We start from the raw sequence: 14,769 nt of genomic DNA, 5'->3' as shown, positions 1-14,769 counted from the left end.
TGTAGCAACGTGTCTCACCAGGCCCTTCGTGGCTCGTCGCTTGCGCTCCTCGCACCTCAGGGATCAGTGGGTTGTGTGCTTCTTTCGGACCGGGGAACGATGGGAGACGCTTCGCTCGGGTCAGACGACGTCGACCTCAGACGTCGAGTCCGGGATCGTGATCAGTGCTCGACGACGCAGTGTTCCGCGGGGCGACCGAACCGACGGCGCCACGCGGAACTCGGCCTCCCACCGATCGGAGTGGATCCGGTTGAGCAGGTAGCCGCGTTGCGAGTTGCCGAACCGGACGTGGGGTGACGCTTCCTTGAGGCGGCGGTCGCCGTCGTCGCTGTCCTCCCCGTCCCCGCCGGAGGTGATCGACGTCGCGGCCAATTCGACGCCGCGCGCGGGCGATTCATCGGTGTAGGAGGTCCGGAGGTCGGCGACCACGCTGCGATGGATGTCGCCGGCGAGGGACACCAGATTGCGCACGCCCCGGTCGGCGGCGCCGCCGAGGATGCGGGAGCGCGAGGCCTCGTAGCCGCTCCACCCGTCCATGCTGACCGCCCGGGTCGAGCCGACGGTTCGGGCGAGGTCGGCCATCGGTACCTGCTGGGCGAGGACGTTCCACCGGTGCCGGGACGAGGCGAAGCCGTCGAGCGCCCATCGTTCCTGTTCGGCACCGAGGATGGTTCGGGAGGCGTCCGCGGTGCGCGCGTTCTGCCCGGTGTCGTTGTCCCCGTTGGCCTGATCGCTGCGGTGACTGCGGGTGTCGAGCAGGGTGAGGTCGACCAGGTCGCCGAAGCCGAGCCGCCGATGCGCGCGGATGACGGTTCCGTTCGGTCGGGCCGCCACCCGCACCGGCGTGTTCTCCCACCACGCGCGCAGGGCGCGGGCGCGACGCAGCGCGAACGCGGTGAGTGGGGTGTGGTCCTCGGGAACCGCTGCGGCCCAGTTGTTGTCGACCTCGTGGTCGTCGAAGGTGATCACGAACGGCGCCATCGCGTGGGCGAGTTGGAGGTCGGGATCGGACTTGTACAGCGCGTAGCGCTCGCGGTAGTCGTCGAGGTCGACTGCTTCCCGTGTTGCCGAGAGAGGAAGCACCGCCTCGGGTCTCGCGCCACCATGAACCGGGATCGGCTTCTCGTAGATGTAGTCACCGAGGTGGAGCACCACGTCGGGTGCATGCGCCGCCAGGTCAGCGTACGCATGGTAGTAGCCGTCGGACCAGTTCTGGCAGGACGCGACGGCGACCGTCATCTTCTCGACTCGTGCGAAAGGTGCTGGTGCCGTTCGGGTCCGGCCGATCGTCGAGACCTCGCCGAGTGCCCGGAACCGATAGAAGTAGTCGGCGGCGGGCGCGAGACCGCGGACATCGACGTGCACGCTGTGTCCCCATTCCGCGGTGGCGTGGACCGTACCCCGACGGACGATGCGGGTCATGGATTCGTCGGCGGCGATCTCCCAGTCGACCCGCACCGGGCGTGGTCCCATGCCGCCACCGGGCGCGAACGGGTTGCGCGACAACCGCGTCCACAGCACAACGCCGTCGGGGAGGGGGTCACCGGACGCCACCCCGAGTCCGAAGACGCCGGCGGGGTGAGCCGGTGTGGGTAGGGCCGGCGAGGTGCCGCCGAGGAGGCCGGGCGTGAACGCGAGACCGGCGACGAGTGCCGACCAGGTGAGGAAGCGGCGTCGGGAAGTGCCGCCGCGGAGCGTGAGGTCGGGATGACAACGGATGGTCGACGGTGTGAGAAGGGCCGGTGATGCGTCGGCCGGGTTTCCCCGCATGGCCTCAGCCGACCAGGATCACCTGACCTGGGCTCCACCTGCAGACGGCGGGGACATGATGCGGAGGTGAAGTCTCCGACCTCCACGCGTACGTCCCCGCCGCCTGCCCGACGGGCTACCGCGAGTCGACCGACCCGCTCGACTCGCTCCCGGCGCCGGTGACGACGCCGACTCGCTTGCGGCGTGCGCGGATTCCGAGTGCAGCGTCGACCACGAGGAACCCGAGCAGGCTGAGTCCGAGCAACGGCACGAACCAGCCCACCACCGCGGCCACCACCACGATCGCGACCGCGCCGGCCACCGGTACCCGACGCAGTGCACCCCGCGCCGGCGGGCGACCCACCGCGACCGCGCCGCCACGCTTCGGCCGCCGTTGCCACCACATCTGATAGCCGCGGACGATCAGCACCACGAGCGCGATCGCCAGGAGCAGGAGAACCAGCTGGCTCACCCAGCCGAACAGGATGCCCATGTGCAGTGCGATGCCCCAGGTCGTGAGTTTCGCGGCGAGCGGCCAGTCGGCGAACCGCAGTTCGTCGACAACGGCACCGGTCTCGCCGTTCACGGTGACGGTGTCCTGCGCGAACTGCCAGGACTGCCTGGTCTCGGCGACGGTGAAGGCGGTGTCCGCATCGGTCGGGATCGAGACCTCCACCTGGCCGTCCACACCGGCGGCCCGAGCGGTGCCCAGCACCCGGTCGAGCTGCGCGATCGTCTGGCCGGACGTTTCCGGAACGCGCTGCTCGTGACCCGCGCCGCCGTGATCGCCGTGCCCGCTGTGATCACCCAGCCCGTCCGATCCGGACGTCGATCCGGACAGCGAGGTGTCGACCGTCGGGGTCGTCCAGCTCAGCGCCGTGCGCACATCGGAGACGTGCTCACCGGCGTACTTCGACCAAGTCAGACCGGTGGCCGACAAGAACACCAACCCCACCGCGATCCAGACGCCGATCACGCCGTGCCGGTTGCGGGTGCGGTTGCGTCCGGTCGCCGATCGGTCGAAGGCGACCAGGTCGGCGGCGCGTCGTTTTCGGCGCGCGCGATACGCGGAGATCCACAGCGCGAGGCCGGCCACGGCGATGACCCACAGCCAGGAGGCGGCGAGCTCGCTGTAGATCCGGCCGGGCTCGCCGAGATGGAGGTGACGGTGCAGTTCGCTGATCCAGGTGCGCATCGGCAACGCCGCGCTGCTGCCGTAGGACACCAGCTCTCCGGTCGATTCCAGGGTCACCGGATCGATGAACACGGCCTGGCGCTTCGACGCCCCGAGGGAGGGATCGTCGAACAGGACGCGGGTGGTGTCGCCGGGTTCGGCGGCCGGGCGCACCGCGGACAGGGTGAGGTCCGGCCGGATCCGGGCCGCCGCCTCGACCTGTTCGGAGATCGGACGTGCGTCGCCGGTGCTGTCGGTGGAGAGTTGATCGCGGTAGACGACCTGTTCCAGCGACGGGGAGATCGCGTAGAGCCCGCCGCTGACCGCCGCAACGATCAGGAACGGCGCAATGAAGATGCCTGCGTAGAAGTGCAACCGGCGCAGCAGAGGTTGCCAGCTGTTCGGGGTCACCCGCCGGTCTGGTGCGGCGGCTGGTGGAGTGGGGTTGTCGTCGGATGTTTCGGGACGGGGGTCGGGCGGCCCGGTGGGTTCACCGGGGCGGGACAGGTTCGACAGGGACACGGTGGGCCTCTCATGCGGAAGACGGCGCGCGGCATCGACCGCGGTCAGGCGGGATGGCAGACGCGCACCGACCGGCCCGTCGGGTGACGGGTCGGCGGAGTAAGGAATCAGCGCGTGAGGGCCGGGGGTCCGCGGGTGTCGAGAGCGGCGATGGCGCGCAGGCGGGGCCGCGCGTCGTCGTGGGTCGCCCGCGGGGCGCGCAGGATCGCGTCGTCAGCGGGCGGGTCGAGGACGGCCCGGATGAGCGCGACGACCGCGGTCAGGACGCTGAGCAGGGCGGGTTCGACGACGTGGATGGCGGCGGCGGTGAGCAGAGTCGCCACCGCGTGGACGAACATCATGGTCCCGCTCGGCGCGTGTGCAAGCGCACTCACACCCGCGTGGTGCGCCGACGAGGCATCGAGCGCGGTGAGCGACACGTGTGCGAGCACCCACCCGGCCGCGAGGAGCCCGATCGTGCCGAGCCACCCGGGACGACGACGGGCCGTCGCGCCGATCGCCCAGCCGAGTACGGTGCACGCCGCGATCATGAACACCAGAGATGAGGTGGCGGGGAGAGAACCGGCCGCGAGCCCGTGTGCGGCCACCGCGGTGCTCGCCGACAGCGCGCCGACGACCCCACCGCGAAGGCGGTGGAGGGCGCGCACGTCCGGGTTCACGCAAGGAGCATAGCGACGGCGGTCATGCCCGAACCGCGCGCGGTCAGCGAACGGGCAGGTCAGCCCAACACCAGGAGCCAGGCGGCGACGTAGTGCAGCAGGGCCGCGACTGCGGTGCAGGCGTGGAACACCTCGTGATGGCCGAAGGTGGCCGGCCATGGGTCGGGCCAGCGTGCCGCGTAGAGGACGCCGCCGACGCTGTAGAAGACACCGCCGAGCGCGAGCAGGATCAGAACGGGCAGACCGGTCTCGCCGACGAGCGCCGGGGCGACGGCCACGATCACCCAGCCCAGCACGATGTAGAGGGTGACGCCGAGCCAGCGGGGTGCGCCGGGCCACGCGATCTTGAGGGTCGCACCGGCGGCTGCGCCGGCCCAGACGATGCCGAGGACCCACCAACTGGTCGGCGAGGGAAGCCCGAGGGCGCAGAACGGCGTGTAGGTGCCGGCGATGAAGAGGAAGATCATCGCGTGGTCGGCACGCTTCATCCGGGTCCGCGCGCGGGCGGTCTTCCACGGAATCCGGTGGTAGCCGGCGCTGATCGCGAAGAGTCCGAGCACGGTGACCGCGTAGACGGCACACGGTACGACGGCGACGGGGTCGCCGACCGTGGCCGCGCCGATCACCAGGGCCAGCCCCGCGACCGCGGCCACATAGGCGGAGTAGTGGTGGATGACCCCGCGCAGTCGTGGGCGGACGTCAGCCGGCGGGTTCAGCAACGTGCTCACCGAACCTACGGTACCGTAACTTCGCGCGTCCACAGCGTCACCGGCAAGGCGTGATGCGACGCGTAAGGTGTCCTGCGTGACACGAGGCCGACACGACGCGGGAACGACGCGACGATGAAGCTCCTGCCGGACCGGCTTCGACGACCCGTTCTCTCCGTCTACGAACGGCGGCTCATCCAGCTCCTCGACACCGAGCGTCTGCCGCGTCACGTGGCGATCATCTGCGACGGCAACCGGCGGTGGGCGCGTGAGGCTGGTTTCGAGGACGTCAGCCACGGACACCGCGTGGGTGCCCAGCGCATCGCGGACATGCTCGGCTGGTGCGCCGGCCTGGGCATCGAAGCCGTCACGATCTACCTGTTGTCGACCGAGAACCTCAACCGGTCGTCGGACGAACTCGACGCACTCCTCGAGATCGTGCCGGACATCGTCGACGAGATCTCCGCGCCCGAGGGCGAGTGGCGGATCCGCATCGTCGGCACCCTCGACGCACTGCCCGAGCCGGTGGCCGGACGTCTGCGGGCGGCCGCCGACCGCACCGCCGAACGGCAGGGGATGAACGTCAACGTCGCCGTCGGATACGGCGGGCGCCAGGAGATCGTGGACGCGGTTCGCGCGCTCCTGGAGGAGAAGGTGACCGCCGGGGCGACTGCGGCCGAGATGGTGGATGCGGTCACCGTGGAGGCGATCGACGCCAATCTCTACACCAAGGGTCAGCCCGACCCGGATCTCGTGATCCGGACTTCCGGAGAGCAGCGGCTGTCGGGATTCCTGTTGTGGCAGAGCGCCTATTCGGAGATCTGGTTCACCGACGCCTACTGGCCGGAGTTCCGTCGGGTGGACTTCCTGCGCGCCTTGCGCGACTACTCCGCGCGGAGCCGGCGGTTCGGCAAGTGACTCCGCCGGTGTCGATCCGCGCCGGGTTCAGCGTGCGGCGGAGTCGGCCAGGAGCCCGGTCAATGCGGTGAGATCGGCGCCGAAGGTCGACGCCGCGGGAGTGCCGAAGCCGACGCCGATCCCGCCGGAGGGCAGCGGGTCGGCGTCGGGATGCCGGAACAGGGACTGTCCGGTCACCGCGATTCCGCGTTCGTAGGCCCGGTGGACGATGGCTCCCTCGTCGGCATGGTCGACGGGGATCAACGCGTGCAGTCCGGCGGCGATGCCGGGGAGTTCGAGTCCGATTCCGGCCAGGGCCGACACCAGCGCATCGCGCCGGGTCCGGTACGCCTGACGACTGCGCCGGATGTGCCGGTCGTAGGCTCCGGAACCGATCAGTTCGGCCAGCGTGAGCTGATCGACGATGCTCGCGTCGGCCTCACGGAAGCCCTTGCCGCGCAACACCGGTTCGACCAGGTGGGCGGGAGTGGCCAGCCAGCCCGCGCGTACCGCCGGCGACAGGCTCTTGCTCAGCGAGCCGGTGTGGACGACGACGTCGGGGCCGAGCGCCTGCAACGCACCGACCGGTTCGCGGTCGTAGCGGAACTCGCCGTCGTAGTCGTCCTCCACGATGACCGCGCCGGTCCGCCGCGCCCAGTCGACGACCTGCATCCGGCGCGCCGGCGAAAGAGCGACACCGGTGGGGAACTGGTGGCTGGGGGTCAGCACGACCGCGGCCGCCCCGGTGCGTTCGAGCTCGTCGATCACCATGCCGTCGGCGTCGATGCGCACCGGTACGACCCGCGTGCCGCCGCGCTCGAGGGCGTGCCGGTGAAAGGGCAGACCGTGGCTCTCGACCGCGACGACACCACCGATCACCGTGCGCGCCAACAACTCCAGTGCCGACAGCACCGACGTCCCGAGAACGATCAGGTCCGGTGCGGTGCGGACACCCCGCGTGCGGGCCAGGTAACCGGTGAGGGCGTTCCGCAGCTCAAGGCGCCCGCGGGGGTGAGCCGGTCCGAAGGCGTCGTCGGGGGTCTCGGTCAGGGCGCGTCGGGTGGCGCGGATCCAGTCGTTGCGCGGGAACATCCCGGCGCAGGGTCGTCCCAGCGAGAAGTCGTGACGCAGGGCCGGCAAGGCTGTGGACGCACCGGGATCGTCGATGGCCGGTGGCCGTGCCGCACCGTCGGCGACCCGGGTGGCCGAGCCCTGGCGCGCGGTCAGCCACCCTTCCGCGATCAGTTCGGAGTAGACCGCCGACACGGTGCCGCGAGCGAGACCGAGGTCCGCGGCGAGGGATCGGTACGGCGGCAATGCGGTGCCCGCAGGCAGTCGGTTGTCGAGGATGGCCGAGCGCAGCGCCTCGGTGAGGGCCCGACGCAGGGTGGCACCGCGCCCGCGTGCACCCGCGCCCGGATCGGGCTGCAGGTCGAGGAAAAGGTCCGCGCCCAGCCGCTCGGCCACTTCGGCCCAGGGATCCGCCGTCGAATTGACCCGCTTTTCTGCCATCGGATTGGACCACTTTCTTGAGCTAATTGCGGCATAGCCTAAACCCACAACACAGAGCTGTCCGTCCTTGAGGAGGAACGAGATGAAGATAGTGGTCGTGGGTGCCAGCGGTGCGCTGGGAAGTCGGGTCGCCGACCTGCTCGTCGAGCGGGGCCACGAGGTGGTGCGCGCCAGCCGGGCGACCGGCGTCGACGCCTACACCGGAACGGGTCTGGCGGCGGCGTTCGACGGTGCCGACGCCGTCGTCGACTGCCTCAGTCTCCAGACGCTGAAGGCGAAGGAGGCGATCGACTTCTTCGAGACCACGGCGACCAAGATCGGCCGTGCCGCGACGACGGCGGGTGTCGCGCACGTCGTCGTGGTGTCGATCGTCAACGCCGGCGATCCGGCGGTCAACGCCAAATTCGGTTACTACCAGGGCAAAGCGGCACAGGAGGCCGCCTACGGCGAGGTCGTCGACCCCGCGGCACTCACCATCCTGGCGTCGGTGCAGTGGTTCGAGCTCGCCGAGCAGATGATGTCGTCGATGGGGTTCGGTCCGATCGCCGCGGTGCCCAGGATGCGGTGCGCCCCGGCCGCGGTCGCCGACGTGGCCGTGGCGGTCGCCGACGTGGTGACCGCGGGTCCGACCGGAAAGCGGACGATCGAGGTGAGCGGACCGGTGGAGATGGACCTGGTCGATGTGGCGAAAGCGGTTGCTGCGCAGACCGGCTCACCACGATGGATATTCGGCGTCCGGTTCGGGGGGCCGGCGATACGGGAGGGCGGACTCGTGCCAGTCGATCCCGACGTCGTCACGTCGACGACGCTCGACGGGTGGCTGGCCGGTCGCGAGAATGCGAGCGCGGGGGAACGGCGATGAGCACCGCCGCCCGGCCTGCGACGAGAATGTGGATACCGCAAGACAATCCGTCCGTGTACAAGGCCCTCGTGGCGCTGCAGCGGGCATCGTCGGCCGGGGTTGACCCAGAACTCGCCGAACTGATCGTCATCCGGGCCTCGCAACTCAACGGGTGCGCCTACTGCCTGCACATGCACACCTCCGATGCCCTCGCCAAGGACATCGACCCGCACAAACTGATGCTGATCGCCGCGTGGCGGGAGGCCGGATCGGCGTTCACCCCGGCCGAACGGGCGGCGCTGGCTCTCACCGAGAGCGTCACGCTGATCGGCGAGAACGGTGTCCCCGACGACGTGTTCGATTCCGCACGAGCCCATTTCGACGCCGCCGCGATGGGTCAGCTGGTCGCGTCGATCGTGATGATCAACGCGTGGAACCGCATCGCGCTGGCCGGCGGGTACCCGGCCGGACTCGACGAACGCCGGGCCGCATCGTCGGTCAGAGCTTCCGCAGGCGCACCCGATTGATGGAGTGGTCGTAGTCCTTGCGCAGCACCAGTGACGCCCGCGGCCGGGTGGGCAGGATGTTCTCGATCAGATTCGGACGGTTGATCGAGGTCCACAGATCCCGGGCCGCGGCGGTCGCCTGATCGTCGGTCAGCGACGCGTACGCGTGGAAGTGCGAGTCCGGGTTGGCGAACGAGGTGGTCCGCATCTGCAGGAAGCGCGAGATGTACCAGGATTCGATGTCGTCGATCTTGGCGTCGACGTAGATGGAGAAGTCGAACAGGTCCGAGACCATCAGCGTCGCTCCGGTCTGGAGCACGTTGAGGCCCTCGAGGATCAGGATGTCGGGCTGGCGCACATAGTGATAGACGTCGGGCACGATGTCGTAGGCGAGGTGCGAGTAGACCGGCGCGGCGACCTCGCGCGCACCCGACTTCACCTCGGTGACGAAGCGCAGAAGGGCCCGGCGATCGTAGGACTCGGGAAATCCCTTGCGGTGCAGAATGCCCCGACGCTGCATCTCCGCGGTGCGCAGCAGAAAACCGTCGGTGGTGATCAGGTCCACCTTCGGGTGGGACTCCCAGCGGGCGAGCAGGGCGGCGAGCACGCGGGCCGTCGTCGACTTCCCGACCGCCACACTGCCCGCGATCCCGATGACGAAGGGCACCTGCCGATTGGTCTGCCGCTCACCGAGGAAGGTCGAGGTCGCGGCGAACAACCGTTGCCGCGCAGCGACTTGCAGGTGGATCAGACGAGAGAGCGGCAGATACACGTCGGCGACCTCGTCGAGGTCGATCTGCTCACCGAGGCCGACGAGCTCGGCCAGTTCGTCCTCGTTGAGGACCAGGGGCATCGACTCGCGGAGTTCGCGCCACTGCCTCCGGTCGAGTTCCAGGTACAGACTGGGATCCCGATCGGTGGCGTTGCGGGCCATCAGGGCAGCTCCGCCGATGTCGGTTCCGCCGCTCCCTGAGTGATCATGCGTACAGCTTAGGGCGACGTGTGACAGCGTCGATCGGTAGCCTGCCGGTATGCCGTCCCCGACCGTCGCCGACGCCGACCACGCCTCGGACCCGCTGGTGGCCGAGTACCTCCGTCTCGGCCTCGCCTTCGATCGCCTCGAACGGGGCTTCGTCGACGCCTACACCGGTGATCCCGCGCTGAAGGCGGAGGTCGAGAACGCGCCCGCACCCGATCCCGCCCGGCTCGCCGACCGCGCGCGCGGGCTGCTCGCCGACCTGCCCGGCGCGCTCGACGCGGCGCGCGCCGAGTTCATCGGCGCCCACCTGAGCGCGCTGGAGTGCTCGGCGCGCAAGTTCGCCGGCGACGACGTCGGATTCATCGACGAGGTCCGCGCCTACTTCGACGTCGACATCGCGATGGCCGATCCGGACCGGTATCGGCAGGCGCACGCCGACCTGGCGGAGGCCCTCGGCGTCCCGGGCGCCACCGGCGACGAGCTCCGGGACATCTACGCCGCGCACCGGCGTGCCGACGAGATCCCACCCGAGCGGGTCGACGAGTGCGTCCGCGCGTTCAGCAGCGCGCTCCGCGAACGAGTACGGTCCGCATATCCGTTGCCGGACAACGAGATCGTCGAGTTCGAGGTCGTCACCGACAAGCCGTGGTCGGGATTCAACTACTACCTCGGCAACTATCGCTCACGCGTCGCCATCAACGCCGATCTCACGCAGTACATGTCCTCCCTGCCGGCCCTCATCGCGCACGAGGCATACCCCGGTCACCACACCGAGCACTGCCGTAAAGAGCAGTTGCTCGTCGGCGCGGGGCACGACGAGCAGTCGATCTTCCTGGTCAACACCCCACAGTGCCTGATGGCCGAGGGCCTCGCCGACCACGCGCTGGCCGCGATCGTCGGTCCCGAGTGGGGAACGTGGGCACAGGAGATCTACGCCGACCTCGGACTCCGCTTCGACGCCGGGCGGGCGATGGGCGTCGGACGCGCCACCGCCGGGCTCCTCGGCGTTCGTCAGGACGCCGCGCTGCTGCTGCACGACCGCCACGCCGACGCCGACACCGTCGCCGAACATCTCCGGCGCTGGCTTCTCGCACCCGAGGAACGGGCCCGACAGATGCTGCGATTCCTCACCTCGCCGCTCTGGCGCGCGTACATCAGCACCTACGTCGAGGGATACCGATTGCTCGAGGCGTGGCTCGAGCAGGCCGACGACCGCGCGGCCGCCTTCGGACGCCTGCTCGACGAACCACTCATCCCGGCGAGTCTGCGGCGCGAACTGCTGTAGACACTCGGCCCGCTCGCTTCGCTCCCGGCGCCTGGTACCTAGAATCGGGGCATGACCGCGAACCCGTCATCCCTGAACTCGATGTCCCTGGCCGAGCTCGACCCCGACGTCGCCGCCGCCATGAACGGTGAACTCAGCCGGCAGCGGGACACCCTCGAGATGATCGCCTCGGAGAACTTCGTGCCGCGTGCGGTGCTGCAGGCCCAGGGCAGCGTGCTGACCAACAAGTACGCCGAGGGATATCCGGGACGTCGCTACTACGGCGGGTGCGAGTACGTCGACGTCGTCGAGGACATCGCCCGCAACCGGGCGAAGGAGCTGTTCGGCGCCGACTTCGCCAACGTGCAACCGCATTCGGGCGCCCAGGCCAACGCCGCGGTGCTGCAGGCCCTGATGGCGCCGGGGGAGACCATGCTCGGTCTCGACCTCGCGCACGGCGGTCACCTCACCCACGGCATGCGCCTGAACTTCTCCGGCAAGCTCTACGAGAACGCCTTCTACGGCGTGAGCAAAGAGGACTTCCGCATCGACATGGACGAGGTGCGCAAGATCGCCCTCGACGTCAAACCGAAGGTCATCGTCGCCGGGTGGTCGGCCTACCCGCGCACGCTCGACTTCGAGGCGTTCCGCTCCGTCGCCGACGAGGTCGGCGCACACCTCTGGGTCGACATGGCCCACTTCGCCGGTCTCGTCGCCGCCGGCCTGCATCCGTCGCCGGTCCCGCATGCCGACGTCGTGTCCTCGACCGTGCACAAGACCCTCGGCGGCCCGCGTTCGGGGATCATCCTGGCCAAGCAGGAGTGGGCCAAGAAGCTGAACTCGGCGGTGTTCCCCGGTCAGCAGGGCGGGCCGCTCATGCACGCGATCGCCGGTAAGGCGGTGGCCCTGAAGATCGCCGCCACCGACGAATTCGCCGAGCGCCAGCGGCGCACCCTGTCCGGGGCGCGGCTCCTCGCCGAACGCCTCAACGGCTCGGATGTGGCCGGGGCCGGCGTCTCGGTCCTGACCGGCGGTACCGACGTCCACCTCGTGCTCGTCGATCTGCGGAACAGCGCCCTCGACGGCCAGCAGGCCGAGGATCTGCTGCATCAGGTCGGCATCACCGTCAACCGCAATGCGGTGCCGTTCGATCCGCGACCGCCGATGGTCACCTCGGGTCTACGTATCGGCACCCCGGCACTGGCCACCCGCGGCTTCGGCGACGAACAGTTCACCGAGGTCGCCGACATCATCGCCACCGCGCTCGCGGCCGGCGATGCCGCCGACGTCTCGGCCCTGCGCGGGCGCGTGTCCAAGCTCGCCCTCGACTTCCCGCTCTACGACGGTCTCGAGGAGTGGGGCCTGATGAGCCGGATCTGACCTGGATTGCCTGTCCCGGCGGCGCGTCCGTATCCTTTCAGCGATGAACGCCCTCACTGAAGACGACCTGATCATCGCGCTCGAGAAGGCTCTTCCCGAGATCGCCGAAGACCACCAGTCGGCCGCGGCTCCATGGAATCCGCACGACTGGGTGCCGTGGGACGACGGACGCAACTTCGGGTTCCTCGGCGGAGCGGATTTCGATCCGTCGGAGGCCTTCCTGTCCGATGAGGCACGTGCGGGACTGCTCGCCCTCCTGCTGACCAAGGACAACCTGCCGTCGTACCACCGGGTGCTGGCCAAGCACTTCCCGGCCTTCTCCGACTGGCGACAGCTCGTGGGCGTGTGGACCGCCGAGGACAACCGCCACGCGATCGTCCTGCGCGACTACCTCGTCGTCCGGCGCGCGATCGATCCGGTGGACGCCGAGGAGCGCCGTCGCATCCACGTCACGCAGGGGTATCGGCAGACGCCGGAGCAGGTCGAGCCACTCGGCCCGCTCGACGTGCTCGCGCTGATGGCGGTACACGAGAACCAGTGCGTCCACTTCATCAAGCGCCTGTCCGCGGTCGCCGGCGACGAGGCACTCGTGGAGATCCTGACGAAGATCTCCAACGACGACCAGGGCCAGGCCACCACCTTCGGCGCGTTCCTCAACGCCGGCATTGTCGCCGACCAGGACGCCACCGTCCTCGCCATCGACCGGGCGCTGGCCCTCGACGAGCCGATCGGCCACGACATCGCCGACTTCGACGCCGAGCGCGCACTCATCGCCGACTACGAGAACGCCGAGGTGAAGGCGGCCATCGCGGCGGCCCTGGCCGACGCGGTCAAGCTCGACACCGTCTCCGGTCTCGGTGAGGAGGCGGAGGCCGCGCGCACCCGCATCCTCGCCCGCACCGGCCGCTGACGACTCGCGCCCAGTACGAACACGGCGCCACCGGGACGACGAAAGTCCTGGTGGCGCCGTGTTGCGTCTCCGGTGGAAACGATACGGCGGTTTACCCACAATTCACGCCGACACACCGGATTCCGGCGCGCCGCCAACGATTTTCGCGCGTACGTTGGCGAGTGACGGACCGCGGGGAAGCGGTTCGTTCGGGAGGTTCAATTCGTGGTTTGTGCGAGCAACGCGAGGGGACCGGCCCCGGTCCTCGTCCACCTCGGCTGACGCCGGGACAACGGACAACTGGACCGGCCGGTCGACCAACACTGGTTTGTGCGGGAGCCGCACGAACGTAGGAGCCCCACGTGACCACACGCACCTACGTCCTCGATACCTCCGTGCTGCTGTCCGATCCCTGGGCGGTCATGCGTTTCGCCGAACACCACGTCGTGCTGCCACTGGTGGTCATCAGCGAACTCGAGGGCAAACGTCACCACCACGAACTCGGCTGGTTCGCGCGTGAGGCGCTGCGCATGCTCGACGACATGCGACTCGAACACGGCCGGCTCGACCTGCCGCTCGAGATCGGCGACGAGGGCGGCACCCTCCAGGTGGAGCTCAACCACACCGACCCCGCCGTGCTGCCCGCCGGCTTCCGCACCGACTCGAACGACTCCCGGATCCTCGCCTGTGCACTGAACCTGCGCGCCGAGGGCAAGGACGTGACCCTGGTCTCGAAGGACACACCGCTGCGGGTGAAGGCCGGTGCGGTGGGCCTGGCCGCCGACGAGTACCACGCGCAGGATGTCGTGGTCTCGGGGTGGTCGGGCATGACCGAACTCGATGTCGCCACCGCCACGGTCGACACGTTGTTCGCCGAGGGCGTCGTCGACCTCGACGAGGCACGCGAACTGCCGTGTCACACCGGTGTTCGACTGCTCAGCGCCACGTCGAGTGCCCTGGGCCGGGTGAACGCGGACAAGCGGGTGCAACTGGTCCGCGGCGACCGCGAGGCCTTCGGACTGCACGGACGGTCGGCCGAGCAGCGGGTCGCCCTCGACCTGCTCCTCGACGAGAGCGTGGGAATCGTCTCGCTCGGCGGCAAGGCCGGTACCGGAAAATCGGCGCTCGCGCTTTGTGCGGGACTGGAAGCGGTCCTGGAACGGCGTACCCAGCGGAAGGTCGTCGTGTTCCGGCCGCTGTACGCAGTCGGCGGACAACAGCTCGGCTATTTGCCCGGTAGTGAGTCCGACAAGATGGGTCCGTGGGCGCAGGCGGTCTTCGACACGCTGGAGGGGCTCGCGTCGCCGGAGGTCATCGACGAGGTCTTGAGCCGCGGCATGCTGGAGGTGCTGCCGCTGACGCACATCCGCGGGCGGTCGCTGCACGATTCGTTCGTCATCGTCGACGAGGCGCAGTCGCTGGAGCGCAACGTGTTGCTCACCGTTCTGTCCCGCCTGGGATCGGGATCTCGCGTGGTGCTGACCCACGATGTCGCGCAACGTGACAATCTCCGCGTGGGCCGCCACGACGGCGTCGCCGCGGTCATCGAGAAGCTGAAGGGACACCCGCTCTTCGCGCACATCACGCTCACCCGCAGCGAGCGGTCGCCGATCGCCGCACTCGTGACCGAGATGCTCGAGGAGTTCGCGCCGTAGGGTCGGCGCCGACCTCTGGGTTCCAATTGCTCGGT

13 protein-coding genes are annotated in these 14,769 nt (G+C 69.4%); 7 read left to right on the top strand and 6 right to left on the bottom strand.

The annotated features are described in order from the left end of the window. Positions 1-120 precede the first annotated feature (120 nt). The 4 genes from M4D77_RS21010 to M4D77_RS20995 all read right to left on the bottom strand — a co-directional run bounded on the left by M4D77_RS21010 (position 121) and on the right by M4D77_RS20995 (position 4,832). Positions 121-1,770 (bottom strand): alkaline phosphatase, encoded by a 1,650-nt coding sequence (locus M4D77_RS21010; protein ID WP_259937292.1) that lies wholly within the window; start codon positions 1,768-1,770, stop codon positions 121-123. A 115-nt stretch (positions 1,771-1,885) separates the two neighbouring features. Further along, positions 1,886-3,445: a PepSY-associated TM helix domain-containing protein gene (locus M4D77_RS21005; protein WP_396266608.1), complete on the bottom strand. Its 1,560-nt coding sequence runs from the start codon at positions 3,443-3,445 to the stop codon at positions 1,886-1,888. A gap of 107 nt (positions 3,446-3,552) precedes the next feature. Then, positions 3,553-4,104, bottom strand: coding sequence for a hypothetical protein (locus M4D77_RS21000; RefSeq protein ID WP_259937291.1), 552 nt, complete (start codon positions 4,102-4,104; stop codon positions 3,553-3,555). Between the two features lie 59 nt (positions 4,105-4,163). After that, positions 4,164-4,832, bottom strand: a complete 669-nt coding sequence (locus tag M4D77_RS20995; RefSeq protein WP_259937289.1) for a hemolysin III family protein — start codon at positions 4,830-4,832, stop codon at positions 4,164-4,166. Between the two features lie 114 nt (positions 4,833-4,946). Here M4D77_RS20995 and M4D77_RS20990 point away from each other — a divergent pair, with 114 nt between their 5' ends. Beyond that, a complete protein-coding gene (locus tag M4D77_RS20990) occupies positions 4,947-5,729 on the top strand; it encodes an isoprenyl transferase (RefSeq protein ID WP_159370439.1) in 783 nt (260 codons plus the stop codon). 27 nt (positions 5,730-5,756) lie between these two features. On the opposite strand, the gene M4D77_RS20985 is transcribed toward M4D77_RS20990, so the two are convergent. Then, positions 5,757-7,220 (bottom strand): PLP-dependent aminotransferase family protein, encoded by a 1,464-nt coding sequence (locus tag M4D77_RS20985; RefSeq protein ID WP_259937287.1) that lies wholly within the window; start codon positions 7,218-7,220, stop codon positions 5,757-5,759. A gap of 82 nt (positions 7,221-7,302) precedes the next feature. Here M4D77_RS20985 and M4D77_RS20980 point away from each other — a divergent pair, with 82 nt between their 5' ends. Both M4D77_RS20980 and M4D77_RS20975 read left to right on the top strand, forming a co-directional pair. After that, the gene (locus M4D77_RS20980; RefSeq protein ID WP_068970149.1) at positions 7,303-8,082 is read left to right on the top strand and encodes an SDR family oxidoreductase; all 780 of its coding nucleotides are present in this window, start codon (positions 7,303-7,305) and stop codon (positions 8,080-8,082) included. 26 nt (positions 8,083-8,108) lie between these two features. After that, entirely contained in the window at positions 8,109-8,588 is a 480-nt protein-coding gene (locus tag M4D77_RS20975) for a carboxymuconolactone decarboxylase family protein (protein ID WP_083229304.1), read from the top strand. Here M4D77_RS20975 and coaA read toward each other — a convergent pair. Next, positions 8,560-9,501, bottom strand: coding sequence for a type I pantothenate kinase (gene coaA, locus M4D77_RS20970; protein ID WP_058250729.1), 942 nt, complete (start codon positions 9,499-9,501; stop codon positions 8,560-8,562). The two genes, M4D77_RS20975 and coaA, sit on opposite strands and share 29 nt — an antisense overlap. A 97-nt stretch (positions 9,502-9,598) precedes the next feature. On the opposite strand from coaA, the gene M4D77_RS20965 reads away from it, so the two are divergent. The 4 genes from M4D77_RS20965 to M4D77_RS20950 all read left to right on the top strand — a co-directional run bounded on the left by M4D77_RS20965 (position 9,599) and on the right by M4D77_RS20950 (position 14,734). Further along, positions 9,599-10,831, top strand: coding sequence for a DUF2268 domain-containing protein (locus M4D77_RS20965; RefSeq protein WP_259937286.1), 1,233 nt, complete (start codon positions 9,599-9,601; stop codon positions 10,829-10,831). Between the two features lie 51 nt (positions 10,832-10,882). Further along, positions 10,883-12,190 (top strand): serine hydroxymethyltransferase, encoded by a 1,308-nt coding sequence (glyA, locus tag M4D77_RS20960; protein ID WP_311199334.1) that lies wholly within the window; start codon positions 10,883-10,885, stop codon positions 12,188-12,190. Positions 12,191-12,233: 43 nt separating this feature from the next. After that, a complete protein-coding gene (locus tag M4D77_RS20955; RefSeq protein ID WP_068970154.1) occupies positions 12,234-13,100 on the top strand; it encodes an acyl-ACP desaturase in 867 nt (288 codons plus the stop codon). Between the two features lie 341 nt (positions 13,101-13,441). Next, the gene (locus M4D77_RS20950; protein WP_058250725.1) at positions 13,442-14,734 is read left to right on the top strand and encodes a PhoH family protein; all 1,293 of its coding nucleotides are present in this window, start codon (positions 13,442-13,444) and stop codon (positions 14,732-14,734) included. Positions 14,735-14,769: the final 35 nt, after the last annotated feature.

The sequence above is a fragment of the Gordonia sp. p3-SID1431 genome (assembly GCF_025143765.1).
Lineage (GTDB): Bacteria > Actinomycetota > Actinomycetes > Mycobacteriales > Mycobacteriaceae > Gordonia > Gordonia hongkongensis.
Note: the sequence above shows the minus strand (reverse complement) of the source record. Positions and strands in the feature narration are given on the sequence as shown.

What these genes read in the sequence shown, in the direction of transcription:
- M4D77_RS21010 (WP_259937292.1), bottom strand. Translation starts at nt 1,770, where the DNA reads ATGCGGGGAAACCCGGCCGACGCATCACCGGCCCTTCTCACACCGTCG.
- M4D77_RS20985 (WP_259937287.1), bottom strand. Translation starts at nt 7,220, where the DNA reads ATGGCAGAAAAGCGGGTCAATTCGACGGCGGATCCCTGGGCCGAAGTG.
- glyA (WP_311199334.1), top strand. Translation starts at nt 10,883, where the DNA reads ATGACCGCGAACCCGTCATCCCTGAACTCGATGTCCCTGGCCGAGCTC.
- M4D77_RS20955 (WP_068970154.1), top strand. Translation starts at nt 12,234, where the DNA reads ATGAACGCCCTCACTGAAGACGACCTGATCATCGCGCTCGAGAAGGCT.
- M4D77_RS20980 (WP_068970149.1), top strand. Translation starts at nt 7,303, where the DNA reads ATGAAGATAGTGGTCGTGGGTGCCAGCGGTGCGCTGGGAAGTCGGGTC.
- M4D77_RS20975 (WP_083229304.1), top strand. Translation starts at nt 8,109, where the DNA reads ATGTGGATACCGCAAGACAATCCGTCCGTGTACAAGGCCCTCGTGGCG.
- M4D77_RS20965 (WP_259937286.1), top strand. Translation starts at nt 9,599, where the DNA reads ATGCCGTCCCCGACCGTCGCCGACGCCGACCACGCCTCGGACCCGCTG.
- coaA (WP_058250729.1), bottom strand. Translation starts at nt 9,501, where the DNA reads ATGGCCCGCAACGCCACCGATCGGGATCCCAGTCTGTACCTGGAACTC.
- M4D77_RS20990 (WP_159370439.1), top strand. Translation starts at nt 4,947, where the DNA reads ATGAAGCTCCTGCCGGACCGGCTTCGACGACCCGTTCTCTCCGTCTAC.